The organism is Lactobacillus selangorensis (genome assembly GCF_001437205.1).
Taxonomy (GTDB): Bacteria; Bacillota; Bacilli; order Lactobacillales; family Lactobacillaceae; genus Paralactobacillus; species Paralactobacillus selangorensis.
The window spans coordinates 444,259-464,875 of the sequence record NZ_JQAZ01000002.1 but is presented as its reverse complement, the minus strand read 5'-3'; the positions used below and the strand labels follow the sequence as shown (position 1 = coordinate 464,875).

The following is a 20,617-nucleotide window of genomic DNA, read 5'->3' as shown; positions in this document are numbered from 1 at the left end:
TTTGTGTCAGTAACTATCCTTTATTATATGCCAAAGCCGCCGATTTTTAAGGTTAACGTAAAGAGTCTGGAACAAAATTGTTCCAGACTCTTTTAAATATTTTCAAATTAAGCCTTCTTGGCCGTTTTACCCTTGATAAATCCGACGATTGCCGGAATCAGCGAAACAATGATGATTCCCAGCACAACAGCGGAGAAATGGGCTTTGACGAACGGAATATTGCCGAAGAAATAACCGGCGCCGCAGCATAATCCGACCCAAGCAAAACAGGCTGGATAATTGTAACGGATAAATTTCTTGTACGGGAAGCCGCTGCCGGCCGCTACAAAGGGCACGAATGTCCGGATGATTGGCATGAAGCGGGCTAAAATGACGGCCATCGCCCCATGCTTCTCAAAGAACGCCCGCCCTTTCCCCAAACTATCCTCATTCAGGAATTTACGGAAAAAAGCATATTTTGATAAGATTCGTTCGGCATTTTTCCCAATGTAAAAGTTGAGTGAATCGCCGGCAACACAGGCCAGCAAGAAAGTGGTCATGAAGACCCAGATGTTCAAATGATAAATCGGGTTGGCAGCTAATGCAGCTGCGGCAAACAGAAGCGAATCCCCTGGCAGGAACGGTAAAATAACGGCACCTGTTTCAATAAACACAATGGCAAACAGAATCAGATAGCTCCAATTGCCGAATGTCTGCACGATCGTCACCAAATGACTATCGATATGTAACACAAAGTCGATCAACGTACTCATACCCTAGCTCCTTTAATCAGCTGACTTTTTTCATTATTATTAAACTGATTTTAGCAAAAAATAACATCTTTGTCTTGAAATTATCCTGAAATTAACGAATTCATAAAATGTTTCGTGGTAAAATAAGGGCAAATATTTTCAGAAAGGACGAGAATTCATGCCGCAATCACAACAAGGCCGTTACTACCAGCCGAAGGATGCCAAAGATGCCATGCGCTACGTCCAAAAGTTGTTCAATCAGTATCGGGACGCACCGTTAACAGACGAACTCCTAGCTTATCATCAAAAACTGACCAATTACATTCAGCGGGATGTAACACGCGCCGCTCAGCAGGAAGGCAACGCTAATCGAGCTCAAACTGCCCAACAGATGGCCGCTTACATGCGCCAGTGGCTTCAGATTCGAGCACAGGGCAAACCATATCCAGGCAAAATGAAACATTTCAAATTGGAAGCATACGGTTCGCATCCGACGATCCATAATCGTGAGGTCAAAGGACACCACGCACAACCAACATTACGCAAAACAATGCATCATTAGTTTTTTTACCGGTCATCCAGTATATACTATTCGTGTATATTCAAAAGGAGGCCCTTTTTTGATGAAGAATATTGAAAATAAAGTTGTGCTGATTACCGGTGCATCCAGCGGAATCGGTGCCGAAACAGCCAAACTGCTCGCTAAAGACGGCGCCAAAGTCATGCTGGCAGCTCGCCGTGCGGATCGGCTCAAGGAATTGACGGATGAAATCAACCAAAACGGCGGCACAGCCGCTTATCGAGCCACCGATGTCACCGACCATGGCGAGGTAGCCGCCTTAGTCCAGTACACGCTCGAAAAATTTCACCGCATCGATGTCTTATTTGCCAATGCAGGGCTGATGCCGTTGTCTTACATGCGGGACAATAAATTCAATGAGTGGGACCAAATGATCGACGTCAACTTGAAAGGCCTGCTGTATGCAGTCGGCGAAATCGTGCCAATCATGGAAAAGCAAGGCAGCGGCCAGATTATTGCGACCGATTCAATCGCCGGCCACAAAGTCTTCCCTGGTAATGCCGTTTATTGCGGGACGAAGTTTGCGGTACGGGCCGTTATGAACGGACTGCGGGCTGAAGAAGGTCCGTCCAAGAATATTCGGGTTACTATGATTTCACCTGGCGATGTCGATACAGAATTGTACACAACCACCACCGATGAAACGATGAAGCAGAACATCCGCCAGTCCGAAACGGATCGTGGCCTCGTTTCAAAGGACGTTGCCAACGCCGTCGCTTATGCGATCAGCCAGCCAGGCAATGTTGTCATCGACGAAGTCATTATGCAGTCGATCAAACAACAGGGTTAACGCTTTTCAAGCAGCAAAAAAACATGGGCCAGTGCTGGCCCATGTTTTTTATGTGTTGAAATTGTCTTCTTACACGCTTATTTGGTTCCTAATTGCTGGCGAATCCGTTTCTCTTCGCCGATTGCAATAATCGCCAAGACGATGATACTCAAAACGATTGCAATGTAGAAGATAACAAACGTATCGTTCCAGCCATGCAGGTTCATGCCTAAGAAATTCAAACCGTGTGCCTTTGGATCGGCGATGGCAGCAAAACCAACCTGCGCCATCAGGTCCCCAAAGATGTAAGCAAACGTCCCTGTTAATCCATCCGAAACGTTCAAAGCATTTTTAGGCACGAAACTGATTACAGAAACACCAATCAGCAGCTGCGGCCCATAAATAAACATTCCCAAGAAGAACAAAGAAGTATTAATCATCAGCGGTGTCGTTCCGTAACGGTAGCCTAATGCGACAACGGCGGTCAAAAGCAGGCAGATAATCGACACAACGGAACGGCGGCCTTTGAGCAGGTCAGAGAACCAGCCCCAAACGACACTGCCGATAATGCCGCCTAATTGGAATAACAACAGTGTATTTGCGCCCTGTGCAACGGTAAAATGAAGTTGCTGAACGGTGTACAAAGGTGCCCAGTTGACGATTCCGATCCGCACAACATAAACAAACACGTTGGCGATGCAGAGCAGCCAAACCCAAGGGCTCTTCATGACAAATGTCTTGAAGGTTTCCCACTTGCTCATCGTCGATGCTTCTTCATCGGCTTTGGAAATTTTTTCGCCAAAAATCGTTTCACTAGAATCCCAACCTAATTCTTGGGGATCGTCAGCGCCATAAAACAGGCCCCAGAGCCCGACTAAAATACAAATGATAGCTGGAAAAATAAACATCCCGCCGACATTTCCGCCAAAGAATTGATTTGCACCCCAGAGTGCGATGACACCGGCAACGGCGCCCCCGAATTCATGGGAGATATTCCAGATGCCGATCCAGCGGCCCCGACTCGTTGTCGTCGTCCACCGTGAAATCGTCGATAATGAAGCTGAACCGCCTGGTGACTGAAAAATCCCATTTAAGGACCACAGCACCAGCAGCAGCCCGACCGGTGCATTGTTCATCAGCAAAGCGACCCCGATAATCAGTACCGCAACTGCTGATAGAATCAGCAGAAACGACATGAATCGTTTGGTGTTCTTTCCATCGACGACGTAGCCGAGCACCGTTTTACCAATCCCATAGGCCAGTGAAAAACCATAGCCGATCCACCCTAACTGAGTCGTCGTGATTCCTCGTTTGACCAGCAATGGCTGTGCTGCTGATAAATTGTTGCGAATCAGATACATGCAGAAATAGACCAAAAAGACGACCAAAAATGATTTCATAAACTCCTTAAACCATTTCTGCCGCTCCTGAGCGACCGACAAACCTAGTTTTTGCGGTCGTTGTAACGCAAAAAAATGTTTCATAAACTATTCCTCCCAACCTGGAATCGTTTCCAGACAATTTAAGTATACCATTGTTATTCGCAATTACAATTTTAACAAATGAAACATTTTTTAGTTTCTTTTGAAAGCAACCTCATATAAAAAAAGACACCGTCATGATGATGTCTTTTGAAAGGAGAACAAGTATGGATTTCCTGCCAATTTTAATCTTTTTTATCGCTGCTGCTTTGCTGATTTCAGGGTTTCGAATCAAATTGAACCGCTGGATTCGCATCGTCTGGCTGCTAGCCGGCTTTATTCTGCTGGTCGTGAGTCTGTATCAGTTGTTTGTGACTGCGGGCGTATAGGCGTTTCTTTGTACAGGCGCGCACCGTCCAATCCGAACTGGCGGTCGCTGAACGTATCCGGTGCCTGCTGGTCCAGTGTTTCACGAGCCATTTCTAAGCGGGAATCGGCCAAATCGACCTGATGCAATAATTGGGCTTCCAGTGTCGCCGGTTTGATTGCTGCTCCCCATTCAAGCTTGCCATGGTGCGATAGAATCATATGTCGCAGCAAAGTTACTTTTTCATTTTTCAGTAAATCGCCATACGGCACCTGCAGAATTTTTTCAAATTGTTCGACCAGCATCCCATCCATGATGGCGACATGGTCAAGTAAACTGCCGGCTCGAGTTTCTTCATGGTCGGTCGCATTCGTATAACAATACGCTTTGCCTAAATCATGCAATAAAATTCCGGCGTATAATAGAGATTCGTTGATATCCTGCCGATAAATCGTATGCGCCAGAATTCCTTCGGCTTCATACGCCATCGACAGCGTATGCGTATAAAGGCCGCCGATAAAGGCATGGTGCATTTTAACGGCCGCCGGCATATCGAATAAAGGGTCGGTGATTTCCTGGTCGACCTGTTTGTAACAAGCATTCACCACCTGATGATATAACGGATCGGTAATCTTGCCGAGAAAATGCTTGAAGCCCGCCGCTACCTCCTGACGGGACCAGTAGGAACTCGGCAAATAATCCCGAATCGAAGCTTGTTCATTGGCAGCCAGCTTCTGAACGACGAATTGCAGCTGGCCATTGTAATCATTGCGCTGAGCGGTGAAATCGACCACATGGTTATTGAGCTGGTTGATTGTATCGTCGACGTCCCAGATTTTAACGGGTACTTTTTCATCAGGTGTTACTAAAACGCCGCTGGCATACTGGCTCTTGCCGTTTTTCGTTGCTTGTACTTTAATTTCCTGCAACACAGCCGTACCTTGGACGACGGCTTGATCAGCAACTTGAAATAACATTTCGATCGCTCCCTTTTATTGCCCTATCTTATCAGAAAGAAGGTCCATCATGAACCCAGAAACAGCAACCATTGACGATTTTCATCATTTTAACGACGAACTCAAATTATTTACCCCAGATGTCATCCATTATCACTTCGACGATGGCTGGAAAAACTTCACTTTGGAAGAATTATTCCAGCCGGAGAATCAGGCTTATAAAGTGACTTATTTGACGAATTATCTCAAAAATGAACACGCCGACACGAATCAGAACCTCTTCTAAGGGGCTTTCCTTGCAATCTAACGATGCAACTTATTAAAATAGATTGCAGAACCAAATGTAATGGGTTACAATGAAATTACTTGTAAAAAGTAAGTAAATTTAAGGAGGCTTTTCTGATGACAAAAAATATCGGTATCATTGTCGGCAGTTTACGCAAAGAATCTTATAACATGAAGGTTGCTCTGAACATGGTCAAGTTGTTCCCAGACGATTACCAAGTGCAGATTATCGACATCAGTCAATTACCGCTCTATAATCAGGATTATGATGATCATGATGAAGTGCCAGCTGCATGGCAGACCTTCCGTGACACTATGAAGCAAGTCGACGCTGTTTTGTTCGTTACCCCTGAATACAACCGTTCGATTCCAGCACCATTGAAGAATGCAATCGATGTCGGTTCTCGTCCTTATGGCGAAAGTGTTTGGGACGGCAAGCCAGCCGCAGTCGTTTCCGCATCTACTGGTGCCATCGGCGGTGCTCTGGCCAATATGGTCCTCCGTCAGTCCTTGGTATTCTTAAACATGCCAACCGTTCAACAGCCTGAAGTTTACTTAGGTCATGTCCAGAACATGCTCAGCGATGACGGCTCCTTCAAGGATGAAGGGACCACAAAGTTCTTGCAGACCCTTGTCGATGCCTTCGTCAAATTGATTGAAAAATATTAAGCAGCAAACAAGCGTTCCTAACTAAATATAGACTTATGCACAAAGTTATCCACAAGATGTGGATAACTAAAAAGGATTGGAACATTTTCCAATCCTTTTTATTGTGTTCTATGGCTGATACAGCGCACTTGGATCTTCCATCCAGCCGAGTGCCAAGGCACCTTTCCCTAAGTAAACGTTCATCACGGCGTCCAGCTGCCGCAACTCAAAATTGATACGCGGAAATTCTTCTTCCAACGTTTCTTGCCATGCTTGCGCCCGTTCCTGGTCGGTGGTGTAAAATACGTAGGCCTTAATCGGATACGGCGCATCATGGACCTTCTGTTCAAACAGGGTCATAATGCGGCGTTGTGCTCGTTTCAAAGAACGAACTTTTTCAATCGCCACAATATTATGTTCGTCGTTTTTCATCGACAGCAGTGGTTTGATGTTCAGCAGGCCGCCGACGAAGGCACCGGCATTCGACAACCGGCCGCCGGCGACGAGGTTCTTCAAGTCATCCACGACAAAATATTCATCAACTGAGGAACGGAGCGCCTCCAAAATCGGCATAATCTTGTTCAGGGATTCTCCATTGGTCGCCATTTGTGCAGCCGTGACCGCCATTGTCCCCATCAAACTGACAGTAATGTAGGAGTTGAACGGCACCAGCTTGACCTTCAAATCGTCCGAATGCGACAGATGCTCGATCGTATTGATCATGCCGGAAATGCCGCTCGACAGATGAATGCTGATCACCGTGTCATACCCCATATCGCCTAAATGATTATAAAGTTTAATTAAATCGCCCACATTCGACTGGGACGTCTTGGGAAACTGGTCGGAAGTTTCAACCAACTGTGCGTAGTTATCTACTGTAATGTCCACATTTTCCTCATAAGTTTTCCCATCGATGATAATCGGAATCGGAATGACGAATAGATTGGGCTGCTGTAGTTCAGACTGCGATAAATTCGCGGTACTGTCTGTTACAACTGCGATTTTCACGAGAATCGCTCCTTTTTCACAAAAATAAAAAGCTGCAAGATATAACGTTCTCGAAAAGGATCGAAAATATATCTAACTGTTATTCTATATAGCATACAACAAATTTTCATTTTGTGCGACAAACAGCTAGATGACAATGAAAGCCAGCTGATATCGAATTAAAATCTAGCTCATGAAAATGTTCTTGAAAGAACGTTTAAAGGCCTGCTATTTTTATTTTTTCCGAAACGCATTCCGGTTAAGTTCATTCTCACTTGCGGAACGCTCTTCATAAAAAAAGAACTGCGTTTCCGGCGCAGTTCAGATGGATATGCTGATTTGGGACATATCCACGGCAGTTGTACGGTTACAATCAATCGTTATCCATAGATTCATTGTATCTACGGATAAGTGTACGCAAACCCTTTTTAAAATGCAAGACCAGAAGCAGATAAAAAAGCCGCTGTCCTTGTGGCGATACAGCGGCTTGCGAAGTTGCACTAAGCAACATAAATATGGGTTTCTTTTTGTCCGTATTGAACATCGACGTTGTCAATCTTCCGACCGAAATCATCGACGAGTTCGTCGACATCCATCGGCTGGTCTTCGGCATCATCGATATCTTGAATCTGACCGGCGATATCGGCTGATGCATCGGCCAATGTCTTGTCCGTGACCAAGAAATTATTGAGCACATCGCACAAAATCGCAGCATCGTAATTCAGCTTCTGAGTGCCGATTGCTTCGATACGGACTGTCTTAAAATCGGTATCGGACCCGTTGATACTCAGCACTTGCAGCATATCAAATAACGTCATCATGGTATTCGCTTCTTTCTATCGAGTTTCCACTTCTATTATACCGGCGAATCCCATCAAACGGTTCAGAAAGGCCCTAATCCCAATCTTCACCCCTGAATCCAGGGCAATTAGGCCCTTGGAAGCCATGAAAACGAGGGCCTCTGAAATCCGGCCGACCGCCAAAACGCCCGTGACCGCCGCCTCGATGCGGAAATTCAACGTCCTTATTCTTTTCTTTCAAATCTTGATAAACTTTTTCCATTAAAGCAGCCATTTGCTTTTTTTCGTCATCATTTAAGGCGTCGAAAAGGCCGTTTTCCATATTATCACGTTCTTGTTTGACTTCTTCCAAATGTGTCCGCCCCTTTTCGGTGAGATAGATTCGGACAATCCGTTTGTCGGCTTCATCCGGACGCCGTTCAATCCATTCTGACTGTTCCATCTTTTTGAGCAAATCGGTCAATGAAGACGGACGAATATCGAGTTTTTCGGCTAATTCGCCCTGCATCATGCCATCATCTTCGCCTAAAATGCGCAGTACACGGCGCTGACCGTGGCCGCCGTGGTGACGGCCAGCCATTTGGGGTGCGTGTGCGAAGTTGTAGCGCTGAAACTGTTTCACTAAACCGTAAAAAAGCCGTACTAATTGTTCATCTTGTTGTTCCATTTTAAAACCCTCTTTGATTGTTAGAATTATTAGGTGCCTAAACTATCTATTGAGTATAGTCGCTTTGAATGAAATGTCAATCGTTTTTGTACCTAAATATCTAAAATACGAAATGTTTTATCTTTTGTTCCTTTTTCATCACAAAATCTTCACAAACACTGAGTAGTATAAACAACATAGAAACAAGCCTCCCACTTGTTTCTGACAACCCCAACTTTTTCATTTACTCCTCCAAAGTAAAATAGCACTGTTTGAACGTTTCTCAGGAAACTTCGGCAGCGCACAAAAAACACCGAGCTCCCCACTCGGTGTTTTTTGGTGCCTATTTTGGTACAATATCCTTGAAATCAAGGGAGTTGAGTCATCATGGAACCGACATTTATTAAAATGACTGCTAATGGTAAAAAACAAATTGAAGACGAAATTACAGCCTTACAGCAAAAACGGCCGGCGCTGGTTAAACGCCTGGCTGCAGCGGCCGCACTCGGCGATCGGTCGGAAAATGCCGAGTACAGCACCTCGAAGCATGACCTCCGGCAGCTGGATAGCCGGGTTCATTATTTAAAGAAACAACTGCAGTTTTCCCAAGTAATCACACCAGCCAATAATCAGCAGGTCGATCTCGGTTCGACCGTCACGATCGAATTTCTGGACGACCACTCAACGGAGACCTATGAAATGGTCGGCAAACAAGAAGCCGATCTCGATGCCAACAAAATCTACTTCAAATCGCCGCTGGGCAAACAGCTGATGCATCACCAAGTCGGCCAAACCGTGACCATTCAAGCTCCAGCGTCGACCTATGCTGTTAAAATCAAAACAATTAGCGCGTGATAGGCAGCTTAACCGTTGCTGCGAACGCGTTTAGTATAGTTAAACTGTCAAAAAAGTTTCCAAAATGCAAAAAATTGCATTTTGGAAACTTTTTTTGTGAAAGAGATACTTATGTCACGGCCTTTTTCTATCAAAATAACTGACTTAACTGTTTTTCAAAGACAGGCGTCCATATTTTTTCATAGCCTAATTGCGTTGGATGAGCATCATCAAACATGGCATCTGGCGCAGCCTTTGTCACACTATTCACAACTGGGTCGGCCCACAAATCAATGATCTGAAACTGCCATTTAGTTTGCAGCTGATACAGTTGCTGAATCAAGTCTGCATAATCCGAATCCGGTTTGCGCAAACACGTGTAAAACACCAGCGGACAGTCGAAATGAGCCTGCACATAGGCACAGATGAATTCGATTGCCCCTAAAGTGGTGGTCTGATCGAAGCCGTCACGCTGCGAATCCGGCGTAATCGCGCCTAATTGCTTATGCGCCCGACCATCATTAGTCGATAACTGGCACACAAAGGCATCTAGATGCTGTTCCGGATCAAAGTCGCTCACCAAACGTTTCACATATGATTTTTCAGCATTACCAGCTAACGTTGTGCCGCTAATCGCCGATTTCGTGGCGAGCACCCCATCTTCGGCACGTAAATAATCCACGAATGAAACGCCATGGGCAGCGGCACCATAAGTAATCGAAGAACCTAAGAAACCAATTTTTTTGCCATACAGAACAGAATCGACATTCAGCGTCGTTTGTTCAGGGGCATATTGAGGCTGATTGCCCTTTTCAATCCGTTTCAAGGAATGCGGCCCAAAATGATAGGCAGCCAAACCGACTCCAGCCACTGCTGCTAGTTTAAAAATGCTTTTTTTCATTTTCCAATCTTCTTTCATCGTTCGATTTGTGCTTTGACACGTGTCCAAACAGCATGCACTGTAAACGAGGTCGCAAACGAGCAGCACCAGACACAGAGATACGTGACAATGACCCCTAAAGCTGTATTAAACAAGGTCAATTGTTTGCCGAACAGAAACCAGAGAATCTGGGCCCAGAAAACATTGGCTAAGTAAGATTTATAGGCAAAGGCGGCGAAACGATGCACAAATTTGGTCATCGCCAGCCGGTGCCGAATTTGAAACAATCCGAAGGCCGCAATCAAGGCAATAACCGCCAAATCATAAATAGTCATCGATGGTTTGTAGTACGGTGCATTCCCGAGATTAACCGGAAAGCCGTAACCGAACAATTCATGGTTGATCCAATAGAAACTGCCGGCAAAAATCAGCAGAAACAGCGGCCAGGCACGGGTCACGAGCCGATTGAAGGCGGTGCGGAATTGCCAGGCCAGCACCCCGAAGACACCATAAATGAAGAAGCTGAAGAAAAAGCGGTCGAATAAGTACCAGTCCTGCATATGCGGACCATGAAAAATATTAACGTCATAAAACCACAGCCACAAGCTGGCAACAAGAACCGTTGCAATCAATGTCATCCAGCCACGTTTAGCGTTGTGTCCGCACCAGCGTCCAATTGCCCAGAATAACGGCATCACAATAATAAACTGCAGCATCATCGTGTTGTACCACAGATGCGGTGCAGCGTTGCCGTTGACAAAATGCCATAAAAACGACAGCACATCGTGATAATGATTAACTTGCTGGACCCATGGCATCCCAACCAGATAGATCGTCGTCCACCAGATTGCCGGTACAAATAAAGCGTGCCACTGTCCTTTCATATACTGACCATAAGTCAGCGTACGCGCATCGATTGTCGTCCGTGTCGTCGAGTAGAGAATCCCGAAGATGAAGGCTGGCGCTGTAAATTTGACAAAATTATATAAAATCCCGATCCAGGCCTGATTGCCGGCCGATGGATTTGTTGTCAAAGCTAGGCTCAGAATCGTCTGCATCATGACCGCCGTACAGGCACATAGCTTGAGATAATCGCCGATATCGGCTTGATCCGGCTGCTTTTCTTGTTCCATATTACATTGCTCCTCTTAATACCGCCTCTATTATAAAAAAAGAACGTGCGCAAAGTCACGTTCGATTTAAGTCTATGCTGCTAAACGTTCAAATCCATATAACGCACAGCCCTGCAGCGCCACCGTATTCGGATTTAACGTCGTATTTTTAACCCCGCCAGTCACAAACCGCATCGTCGTCGGCTGGAGGTACGGCTGCAAATGGTCCACTAACCAGCCGCCGGTTGTAACGCCGCCGAGCCGAAACGCCTTTGGATTAGCGATTTGAGTAAGATTCATGATTAAATTGGACAGCGCCTGTAACGCCTGTGTCACGACGGCACGAGCGAGCGGATCGCCAGCATCATAGCCGTTAAATAAAACATCGGCCCCAATTCGTTCATCCGGCGTAATCAGCAGCTTCGTTTCGGCCTGATACTGCGGATACAAATCATGAGCGCGATTCGACATGCCCAAGCCGGATGCCAGCGGTTCGACACAGCCGTAACGTCCACAAACACACTGGACAGTGCTGTTTTGATCAACAACCATATGCCCGAACTCGCCGGCATTATAATCTTCACCGTTGAGCAACTTGCCATCAATCACTAATCGGCCGGCTAAGCCCGTTCCGATCGCAATGTAGACAAAATTTTTTTCAACTCGGCCGATGCCTAACTTATTTTCAGCAACGGTACCGGCCATGACGTCATTACCAACAAAACATGGCAAGTGGAAACGTTCCGTCACCAATTGCGCTAATGGAATCGGTTCCTGATTGACACCAGGGACAATATCTTCCCAGACTCCTGTCGCATTGTTGACCCGATCGACTACATCGACTGCAATCGCTACAATCTGGTTGTCATTCTGCCGCTGCTGTAGATACGCTGCAATTGCATCAAGAATCAGCTGGGTTGCAATTCGTTGATTGGTAATATCAGACGGCATTTTCTGCTGTGCAACGACCTGACCATTGGCTGTGACTTCGCCAATCAGGAGTTTGGTACCGCCTAAATCGACACCTAGAACTGTTTGTGCATTCATTTCCTAATCACTCCCAATCGCCTTTGAAACAAACCCCTGTGTCCGTTCAAGCTGTGTTACAGCCGCATCTTTCGAAACACCAATCAGCAGCATAACAATCGCCACCTTGACCTGCCGGCCGCTTTGTTCGAACGCCTTAGCAGCAGTTGCCGCATCACAGCCGGTTGCTTCCTGAATAATCCGCTGACTGCGGTCAACCAGCTTTTCATTGGTCGGCTGCACCGCCACCATCAGATTTTGATAAACTTTACCAATGCCAACCATGGCTCCTGTTGACAGCATATTCAATACCATTTTTTGCGCCGTACCAGCCTTTAAACGAGTCGAACCGGTTAACACTTCCGGTCCCACCGGCACTTCGATCGCAATCTGGGCATGTTCGGAAATCAGCGCCTGTTTATTGCAGGCCAGACTGATCGCTGTTGCACCGATTTGATCGGCATAATCCAAACCGCCGATCACATACGGCGTCCGCCCGCTGGCTGCAATGCCGACCACCGCATCTTGGTCCGTTAAATGATGGGCCTTCAAATCTGCTCGTCCGAATTCAGGATGATCTTCGGCGTCTTCCTGTGCATGTGCAAATGTGCCTGTTCCGCCGGCCATCAAACCCTGCACCTGTTCTGGGCTAGAGCCGAAAGTCGGTCCGCATTCAGAAGCATCCAAAATACCGAGCCGGCCGCTGGTGCCCGCCCCAATGTAAAAAAGTCGACCACCCTGTTTGAAACACTTTGTAATCGCCGCAATTGCCTGTTCGATCGCCGGCAGCGCCTTGCTGACGCTGACTGCCACCGTCTGATCTTCCTGATTCATCACCGTTGCAAATTCATGGATGCTCATCGTATCCAAATGCTGGGTCTTGGGATTGCGCTGTTCTGTTGTTAAATTAGCTAGATTCATTCCGTTCCGCCTTCTTCAGCTGTTTTCTAGGCTAAGAATAGCATTAAAAAGACACATTCCACAATCGAAATGTGTCCGTAATCGTTAGACCCGCTCGCAATAGACCAGCAAACGCTGATAATTGGCCGGATACGGATGACAGGTAAACAACGTCATCATTTCTTTGTCAGCACTTGGATTGAGTTTGTCATGCTGGGTCGGCCGAATTACTTCCTGCCGCAGCACACGATACGTCAGTTTTTGACCGCCATAATGGAGGTAAACGGAATCGCCCTTCTTTAATTGGTCGACATAACGGAACATTGTCGCCCCATAGTAACCACGATGGCCAGCCACGACCATGTTGGTGTTTCTTCCAGCATCCGGCTCTGCGGTGCCGATGATCTGAGCGGCGCCGTTACTCAGATGGGCCGCAGTCGCTCCCAAGTAAAACGGCAAACGCTCATTGAGACGTGGAATGACCAGATAGCCAGCTAATTTACCGCCGCTTTGATTGCGATAAGCCGTTTCGATTGTTGACGTAAACGGATCAGCGAGTGTCGTTCCCGTTTCCGTCGCCGTATTCGCAGAATCGGACTGATTCGCATCCGTTTCCTGCTGCTGATTTGCCCCAGAATCATTTGAATTTGTCGTTTTAGATTCCGAAGAATTATCTTTTGATTCTTTGGAATTTTTCTTGCCGTGCTGGCTTGTTTCTTGGGCGTCAGCTTGCTTCTTTTTCTTGACTGTCCGTTCATATTGGGCAATTTTCTGGTCACCATCCCACTTTTTATACGTTCGATAGATGGATGGCCATGAAAAAATGAGCAGTCCAATTAGGAAAATCACAATGGCAATTTTCTTTTTCACGGTGCTCACCTCCGTTGACGGCGATACAACTTGACACCGCCGTAACCAGCGCCAAGAAGCAGCAGGCTGCCGATAATAACGTAGATCCAAGGAATTTCATGCTGCCGTACCACCTTATTCGTTGCGTTCGGAATGCGGTGACCCCGCACCATCAGCCGGTGTGTATTGATCATATACGGCGTGCACGTCATCAGCGTCACCAAATCCTTATCCTGCTCAATCTGGATCTGACTAACATCTTCAGGCTTGACTGTCTTGATTTGATCGACCTGATAGGTCAATGTCCGATTCACCGTCTGAATGATGAACTTGTCACCTTTCTTAAGCTTCGGCAAATCGGTGAATAGTTTACTCTTCGGCAAGCCACGATGAGCCGTAATCACGGCATGCGTGCCTTTGCCACCGGTCGGATAAGAAGTGTGATTCAACAGCCCCGCCCCAATTGAGAGTGCCTTGTCGGACGTACTATCATAGATTGGCAGATCAGCCTTAATTTTAGGAATGTAGATCGTGGCGATGCTACCGCCAAGCTCGCTACCCATGACGTCTAACGTTCCAGTTGCCTTTTCCTTATTATTTTTACTGATTGTCTGCTTTGCTTGTGACTTTTCCGCTGCATAAGGATCTGTCAGCATCTGGCCACTGCCCACCAGTGTTTGATTATAATTTTCCATCGCTGTCAAAATATTTTTCCGTTGAGCTGCCGATAGCTTTTTGACTTTCTTGCGATATGTCTGGTTTTGCTTGATTTGCTGGTCGGCACTCATCTGCTGCGTTACGAATGGATAGCTAAACACTATCAGTCCCGCCAGAAAAAGCAGACCAACCAAGATTTGTGCAATTTTTCTCTTTTTCATGGCGCGACCTCCTTATGTAAGAAAAGAGCGCCTCATCAGCAACTCTTTTCTGGAAATGTGATTAAGTCTTGTCTAATTAAGCAACGTATGCATTGTTTTTCTGCTTACGGTAGTACCAGTAAGCACCACCCATCAAGATTGCACCAATCAAGAGGAAGATCAGCGTGCCCATGCCACCTGTGATCGGGAGCTTAATACTACCCTTGTTGACGATTTCGAATAACGTTTTAACTTTATCATCATCTTCAGTTCTGCTGTAAGAACCAAAGTAAACTTTGAATTCAATATCTTTGTCCAAAATTTGATGATTTGCTGGTGCTTTTGTTTCTTCTAAATAATACGGAACACCAGTTTTGTCGGAATAGTTTACTTCCTTACTGTCATACTTAAGCCCTTTAATTTCGAACTTACCGTTACTATCTGTTTTAATTGTTGTTGCTTGTGCTTTATCGGATACCCATTTAACAAACGTATAAACACCTTTAATTTCTTCAGTAGTTTCGTTTTCTTCATCATCTGTTACTGTCTTTGTAGCTTGCTTTAATTGAGCATATTGTGCTCCTGTACCAGTTTTATCTTTCAGAATGAATTCAGCACCAGGTAATCCTGTTGATCCATCTGTTTTTTGGAATCTACGTCCACCTGTCAGTGGATCTGCCTTACTAGGAATGCTGCCCGTTTCATATCCGTTGTTCCATTCTAACTTAGCTTCGTTAACGTTATCTTCATCAATCTTAGCGTTTTCATTTAAAGTCATTGTATAGATAACTTGAATTTCTTTACCTGCGTAAGCTGCTAAGTCGGCTGCACTAAATGTTAACTTAAATCCTTTAGCATTTGTTTCTGTTGCAGCAACGTTACTATAAATCTTGTTTGTTTCACTTTCGGTAAATGAGATTTCATCGCCATTAGCATCTTTGAAGTTAAAATCGGAAAGTGATGTCCCTTTCCATGTCAAACCTTTTTCTGGTGTATCTGTTAAAGTAAACTGAGTATACTTATCGATGTTTTTTGGTACATTGATGTGCCCAACGAATGGAATAGCATCACCAATTTGATAAACATCATTATTTGTTTTTTCTGTATTATCTTCATCATGATTCTTGATAAAGTCAGGTTTTAAATAGTTCATGATATTTTTATTTGTTCCCAGATAATTGTACCAAGCACTACCAGTCGCTGTGATAGTGCCTTCTTTACTTACTGTGAAACCAAGCTGGTTATCGGTTTTATCATGCCCATTAGAAATGGCATACCCACTAGGAGCACTTGTTTCAACAAGATAGTATGAACCAGCACTTAAATTCTTCATTTTAATACGACCAAGAATATCTTCATCTTCGTCATCATCTTCGTCTTTAGCACCGGAAATCAATTCACCCATATTTTTATCTGCGCCATTTTCGCCAGCCTTAACTTTATATAAATCAAACTTTGCACCGTCCAATTGAATTAAATCATTACTATTTTTTTGTTCACCCCATTTAGTAACTTTATCATCAGTTTTTGTATATTGATTCTTTGCATACAATTCAACTGTTGATAATTTTGTACCCGTTGTGGAAGTAACAGGGAGCCCAAAGATAATTGGTGCTGAAATTTCAGTAATATACTCATCTGTATTGGTTTCAAGAGCTAAATAATACTTGCCGTAGGTGTTTGTTGCCGAGGCCGTAAAGATGCTGGTATCATTCTCATCATCTTGGGTCATTGTGACACCGTTGCCGCTATATTTATGCCCAGCACCACCTTCAGCTAACCATTTTTCTTGTTCTTCTGCCGTCGAACCGATGGCCTCTTGCAAAGATTTAATCTTGTCATCAATTTCAGCAGTCGTCATATCCTCTGTAAATTCATCAGAAATATCATACAGCTTGAAAGAGACCCCATCGCCTTCATATTTAGTATATCCAGACGGTAGATTATTAATTATTTCCCCCGTGTTTGTAATTGTTGGTGGTGAGTCTAATGTTCCATCATATTGCATCTTATGAATATTGATAGTTGCCGTTTCTGCTGTTCCTGTACTATCTTTTTTTGCCGCTGAGACCGGATTAGCGCTCCCGATTGCCATTGCAAGTGGCACAATGGTTGCTGTTGCTAATACCCCAGTCCATAGTCGGTGTAGCCATTTATGCTTTTTCATGATAAACGCTCCTTTTTGTGTGAGTGCCTATTGGCGAAGTTTTCGATAGCCAAACCAACCGGCTGCCATTAAGATCAAGCCGCCAATCAGCAATGGCAGAATCCCCATTCCACCTGTGACAGGTAATGCAGGTTGCATATTGTTCTTGATTGTCAACGTGATTGAAATTGGATTACCATCTTTGTTAATGCTGACATCTGCATAAGGCTGTCCATCCTTTTGCACAGTTGTCATTCCATCTTTCGCAATCGTAATCGTGTAAACACTATCCGAAAGCTGATAACCACTTGGTGCCTTCGTTTCGGTCAAAGTGTAAGTGCCAGGTTGTAAATCACTCCAAGAGGTTGTCCCCGTGATCGTATTGTCACCTTTTTTCAGAGTAAACTCAGCACCGGAAAGTTCTTTATTATCTGAAGCATCAATCTTTTTGATCTTCAGGTTCATTGGAATTTTGTGATCGACAATCTGGTAATTTTCATTGATTTCAGTTTCTGTTGGTCCGACTTTAACGACAGCGACCAATTTCCCATCAGTGTTTTCTTTAACCGTAAAATCAATATCAGCTACCTTCTGATATCCGGATGGTGCGACAGTTTCTTTCAGCGTATACTCGCCAACCGTCAGTGGTTCATCAAATGTGAGCAACCCATTTGTATCAGAAGTTGCAGTGGAAATAACGGTTGAATCATCTTTTTTAGTAACCGTAAAAGTAGCCTCGGCAAGTCCTGCTTGCGTATCAGAGGCGATTTTCTTGAGTTTTAACTGAAGAGTTTTTATTTCTTCCTTTGTCACGGTATGAACCGGATTCGAATCAGCATCAAAGTCAACAATGACTTCTTCTTCTATGCCATTTTCGTCTTTTTCAGTCGTTGTATAAGAAAAGTTAGAAGAAGCAACGTTTTCCATGATTTCGCCTGCAGAAACATTTTCTGCTACTTTGACTTTGATTCGAAGACTAAAATCATCCCCATAGTGTTTTTCTTCCTTACTTAACTCATTGATATCTTTGATTTGCTGCTCTGTTAACGTAAAGATGATTTTTTGACCAGTTGTCTCAGTTGCAGCAGTAATATCAATTTGGTCATCTGAGAGATCTAGTTCACTACCATCTAAATTATACAAGGTAAAACTATTTTTGATTGTTTCTTCAGATAGGCTGACTCCTATTGGCAGCGTATCTGTCAATGTTACCTTATCCGGTGAAACTAACCCTTCAGAAACATAGTTGATTGTCGGCTGATTAATAAAGTAATAGTACTCACTACCGACAGTTACATATCGATCTGACTTTTTAGGAACACCAGCCACAAGTTCTTTTTCATTTTCTGCATTATGGCCTTCAACACGATATTGTTCTAAAAGTGCCCATTCTTCACCAGTTTCAGCGTTATAACGATCTAAGTCATTATAGAACCGCTGATCGAATCCTGATTCATTGCTTGAAGCATTTCCGTCAGAATCATATTGTGTCAATGGTTGAACTGTTTTAGCAGGTGCCGTCTGTTGGGTTGGGGTGATTGCCGAACTAGCAAAGGTAAACCACGCATGATTGCTGCTCCCCCCACCAGTCCCGATTTGGAAACTGTTTGTTGTTCCAGAAAGACCAAAAGTAACTGCTGAAGTGTTAAAGACTGGATGCCCTAACTTATCTTTGTCTTCTGACAGGGAAGCTGTTCCGGTATAAGCATTTTCAAAAACTAAATTACTTGCTGAATTAAAAACCTTCAATTCTTTTGCGTTCACAATCAGAGAATCGCTACCGGATACACTACCTTGTACACCTGACATTGATTTGACAAATTCACCTTTAAATTCACCATTATATACACCAGGTGTATCAGGCTTACTTGCGTTTTCCGTATAGTGACCATTTAATGATCCAAAAGTCATATATGGATTGGAAAGTTTACTGAAGTCAACATCCGTACCATCATCGACTTTAAAAAATGTAAAATTCCAATCCGAAGAACTAATTCCATCAAGCACAGTTCCAGAAAACAAGTTTGTGGATAAATCGATCATTGGATACTTATAAGGATAACCTTTACCATCCCAATCTGAACCAGTTAGTGGCGAGCGAATGATATTAGAAATTTTAACTTTTGCACCAATTTCGACCAGCTTATTGTTTGAATTGCGAATATATCCGACTTTAGGGTAGGTAACTTCAACAGTTGCTTTTTTTAACTCTGCAATGTCATCTTCAGATTCACTATCGAACTTAATATTGACTTTCCCAGAACCTTTAGTGTCTTCAGATCCTTTTAAATAGTTAAAATAAACATCTTTTTCAATTTGGGTATAGGAATTGTAGTTAGAATTCCCAGCATTTTCATCATCTGGATCAACTCTCGTTACCGTTGCGCCTATTTTAGTTTCAGAAACTTCTACCTTCATATCAGCAGCATTATTAAAGATCTTATCGCTGATAATCAAGTCACCAGCATTCGTTGCAGCAATTGCACTAATTTTTGTTGCTCGTGCGGCTGATTGTGCACCTAAACTGGTTGTATCTTCAGCTTCAGTTGTTGCATCTTCCTCTGTTTCGGAAGATGATTCTGCCTTTTCTTCCGTACTAGCAGTATCCGAATCAGCATCGTCATCTGCTTCGGATGATTCGGACGCTGCACTTGAGCTTGAAGATGCGGCAGCTTTTTCACTGCTTTCACGAGCGGCATTCTGCTGAATCAGGATGTCATTTTGCACATTGACGGTCTGGCTCTTTTCATCTTTCAGCAAATTGGCCGTCGTCAGGTCGTCCTTCGTCCATGACTTCTCGCCATTACGCGCCGTATCTTCATTGACAATTACGCCTTGAATCTTAAAAGCATACTGTTCAAGCTGCTGTTTGACAGTTGTGCTGAACGTGATCTTGGTCGTTTTGTTTTCATTTGTCCCTTCTTTCGCTAAATAGAGGGTCTCTCCATTTTCAAGGTCTGTTTTGGTAAATTCCAAGTTTTCAGCGGTTGTCACTTGCTCCGGCAACTCGAGTTTATCGGATGCATATTCCGATAAAATGAACCCGACTTGCCGTTTTTCCGAGCTTGCTTTCTGTTCAAAATTCAATTGCCAGTCGAACTGAGTCTGATTAGGTTGTGTGTAAGTCAAGGTGGCTTTCCCATATTCTTCATTTTCAAACACAACCGCCTCCTCATTTGCAACGGCAAAGACGGATCCGAGTTCCATGAAGGATCCGACGAATTGGAACAAAATGGTAAACAACATCAGGCACTGGAATATTTTGGCCCGTGTTTTCATCGTTTGTCCCCCTCTCCGGATTGCAGAAATGGATAGTGTCGTTCGTAATTTCTGTGTCATGAACCCCTCCCCACATCAGAATTCGAATGATTTCCATTCAGCTTTTCTTATCGTTTCCAAAAGATAACAGGTTGATTCGTAGAAATGCAACTCATAAATTCATCTTTTTTTATTCGAAAACTATTAACAAATGCATTTTCATAAACAAAATTTAGATTTTATCCAACCTTTTTACATCAATAAATAACACAAGTTATCTTTGTGATCGCTTTCAAGAAGGCTTTTTAAAATTTGTTGTGTCCAATCATTTTTTTGACAACTAAATGTGTGCCGTTTGAATATTCTGCGTGCATCGCCCTTCAATTTGGATAAAAATTCACATAAAAAAAGTTATCCACTGGTGGATAACTTTTTTAAAACTGGTTCAATTCATTTTCAATTGTCTTGCCGACAATCGTTCCGCAACAACGTTTTTAAATCGACCAAGAACACCTTCTTTTGACAAGAACACTATAATGCCTGGAATGGTTTCTGCGTCAGCCTC

Annotated in this window: 20 protein-coding genes; 6 read left to right on the top strand and 14 right to left on the bottom strand. The window is 44.1% G+C overall.

The window, feature by feature from the left end:
* Positions 1-107: 107 nt before the first annotated feature.
* Positions 108-752 carry a VTT domain-containing protein gene (locus IV40_RS04780; RefSeq protein WP_057769226.1) on the bottom strand — a complete coding sequence of 215 codons (645 nt, stop codon included), beginning with the start codon at positions 750-752 and terminating at the stop codon, positions 108-110.
* A gap of 157 nt (positions 753-909) precedes the next feature.
* Here IV40_RS04780 and IV40_RS04775 point away from each other — a divergent pair, with 157 nt between their 5' ends.
* Entirely contained in the window at positions 910-1,293 is a 384-nt protein-coding gene (locus IV40_RS04775) for a hypothetical protein (protein WP_057769225.1), read from the top strand.
* 61 nt (positions 1,294-1,354) lie between these two features.
* Positions 1,355-2,101, top strand: a complete 747-nt coding sequence (locus IV40_RS04770; protein WP_057769224.1) for an SDR family oxidoreductase — start codon at positions 1,355-1,357, stop codon at positions 2,099-2,101.
* A gap of 77 nt (positions 2,102-2,178) precedes the next feature.
* Here IV40_RS04770 and uhpT read toward each other — a convergent pair whose 3' ends face one another.
* The gene (gene uhpT, locus IV40_RS04765; protein ID WP_057769223.1) at positions 2,179-3,564 is read right to left on the bottom strand and encodes a hexose-6-phosphate:phosphate antiporter; all 1,386 of its coding nucleotides are present in this window, start codon (positions 3,562-3,564) and stop codon (positions 2,179-2,181) included.
* 164 nt (positions 3,565-3,728) lie between these two features.
* Here uhpT and IV40_RS10725 point away from each other — a divergent pair, with 164 nt between their 5' ends.
* Complete coding sequence (locus tag IV40_RS10725) at positions 3,729-3,890, top strand: hypothetical protein (RefSeq protein WP_156404232.1); 162 nt, start codon at positions 3,729-3,731, stop codon at positions 3,888-3,890.
* On the opposite strand, the gene IV40_RS04760 is transcribed toward IV40_RS10725, so the two are convergent.
* Complete coding sequence (locus IV40_RS04760) at positions 3,838-4,845, bottom strand: HD domain-containing protein (RefSeq protein ID WP_057769222.1); 1,008 nt, start codon at positions 4,843-4,845, stop codon at positions 3,838-3,840. The two genes, IV40_RS10725 and IV40_RS04760, sit on opposite strands and share 53 nt — an antisense overlap.
* A gap of 49 nt (positions 4,846-4,894) precedes the next feature.
* Between IV40_RS04760 and IV40_RS04755 the strand changes: the two genes are divergently transcribed.
* The gene (locus IV40_RS04755; RefSeq protein ID WP_057769221.1) at positions 4,895-5,110 is read left to right on the top strand and encodes a hypothetical protein; all 216 of its coding nucleotides are present in this window, start codon (positions 4,895-4,897) and stop codon (positions 5,108-5,110) included.
* A gap of 116 nt (positions 5,111-5,226) precedes the next feature.
* On the top strand, positions 5,227-5,778 hold the full coding sequence (locus IV40_RS04750; RefSeq protein WP_057769220.1) for an NADPH-dependent FMN reductase: 552 nt from the start codon (positions 5,227-5,229) through the stop codon (positions 5,776-5,778).
* 108 nt (positions 5,779-5,886) lie between these two features.
* Here the strand turns inward: IV40_RS04750 and IV40_RS04745 are convergent, their stop codons facing one another.
* From IV40_RS04745 to IV40_RS04735, 3 genes are all read right to left on the bottom strand, one after another.
* Positions 5,887-6,765 (bottom strand): DegV family protein, encoded by an 879-nt coding sequence (locus IV40_RS04745; RefSeq protein ID WP_057769219.1) that lies wholly within the window; start codon positions 6,763-6,765, stop codon positions 5,887-5,889.
* Between the two features lie 479 nt (positions 6,766-7,244).
* A complete protein-coding gene (locus IV40_RS04740) occupies positions 7,245-7,565 on the bottom strand; it encodes a hypothetical protein (RefSeq protein WP_057769218.1) in 321 nt (106 codons plus the stop codon).
* 73 nt (positions 7,566-7,638) lie between these two features.
* Positions 7,639-8,211 (bottom strand): MarR family winged helix-turn-helix transcriptional regulator, encoded by a 573-nt coding sequence (locus IV40_RS04735; RefSeq protein ID WP_057769217.1) that lies wholly within the window; start codon positions 8,209-8,211, stop codon positions 7,639-7,641.
* A 366-nt stretch (positions 8,212-8,577) separates the two neighbouring features.
* Between IV40_RS04735 and greA the strand changes: the two genes are divergently transcribed.
* Positions 8,578-9,045: a transcription elongation factor GreA gene (greA, locus tag IV40_RS04730; RefSeq protein WP_057769216.1), complete on the top strand. Its 468-nt coding sequence runs from the start codon at positions 8,578-8,580 to the stop codon at positions 9,043-9,045.
* Positions 9,046-9,175: 130 nt separating this feature from the next.
* On the opposite strand, the gene IV40_RS04725 is transcribed toward greA, so the two are convergent.
* The 8 genes from IV40_RS04725 to IV40_RS04690 all read right to left on the bottom strand — a co-directional run bounded on the left by IV40_RS04725 (position 9,176) and on the right by IV40_RS04690 (position 20,073).
* Positions 9,176-9,925 (bottom strand): SGNH/GDSL hydrolase family protein, encoded by a 750-nt coding sequence (locus IV40_RS04725; protein ID WP_082617869.1) that lies wholly within the window; start codon positions 9,923-9,925, stop codon positions 9,176-9,178.
* Positions 9,926-9,939: 14 nt separating this feature from the next.
* Positions 9,940-11,037: an acyltransferase family protein gene (locus tag IV40_RS04720; RefSeq protein WP_057769215.1), complete on the bottom strand. Its 1,098-nt coding sequence runs from the start codon at positions 11,035-11,037 to the stop codon at positions 9,940-9,942.
* A 72-nt stretch (positions 11,038-11,109) separates the two neighbouring features.
* Entirely contained in the window at positions 11,110-12,063 is a 954-nt protein-coding gene (locus IV40_RS04715) for an ROK family protein (RefSeq protein ID WP_057769214.1), read from the bottom strand.
* A gap of 3 nt (positions 12,064-12,066) precedes the next feature.
* Positions 12,067-12,963 carry an N-acetylmuramic acid 6-phosphate etherase gene (murQ, locus tag IV40_RS04710; protein ID WP_057769213.1) on the bottom strand — a complete coding sequence of 299 codons (897 nt, stop codon included), beginning with the start codon at positions 12,961-12,963 and terminating at the stop codon, positions 12,067-12,069.
* Between the two features lie 84 nt (positions 12,964-13,047).
* Positions 13,048-13,812: a class C sortase gene (locus IV40_RS04705; protein WP_057769212.1), complete on the bottom strand. Its 765-nt coding sequence runs from the start codon at positions 13,810-13,812 to the stop codon at positions 13,048-13,050.
* 5 nt (positions 13,813-13,817) lie between these two features.
* Complete coding sequence (locus IV40_RS04700; RefSeq protein ID WP_082617871.1) at positions 13,818-14,669, bottom strand: class C sortase; 852 nt, start codon at positions 14,667-14,669, stop codon at positions 13,818-13,820.
* A 76-nt stretch (positions 14,670-14,745) separates the two neighbouring features.
* Complete coding sequence (locus IV40_RS04695; RefSeq protein WP_057769211.1) at positions 14,746-16,815, bottom strand: SpaH/EbpB family LPXTG-anchored major pilin; 2,070 nt, start codon at positions 16,813-16,815, stop codon at positions 14,746-14,748.
* A 27-nt stretch (positions 16,816-16,842) separates the two neighbouring features.
* The gene (locus IV40_RS04690; RefSeq protein WP_057769210.1) at positions 16,843-20,073 is read right to left on the bottom strand and encodes an isopeptide-forming domain-containing fimbrial protein; all 3,231 of its coding nucleotides are present in this window, start codon (positions 20,071-20,073) and stop codon (positions 16,843-16,845) included.
* Between the last annotated feature and the right edge of the window lie 544 nt (positions 20,074-20,617).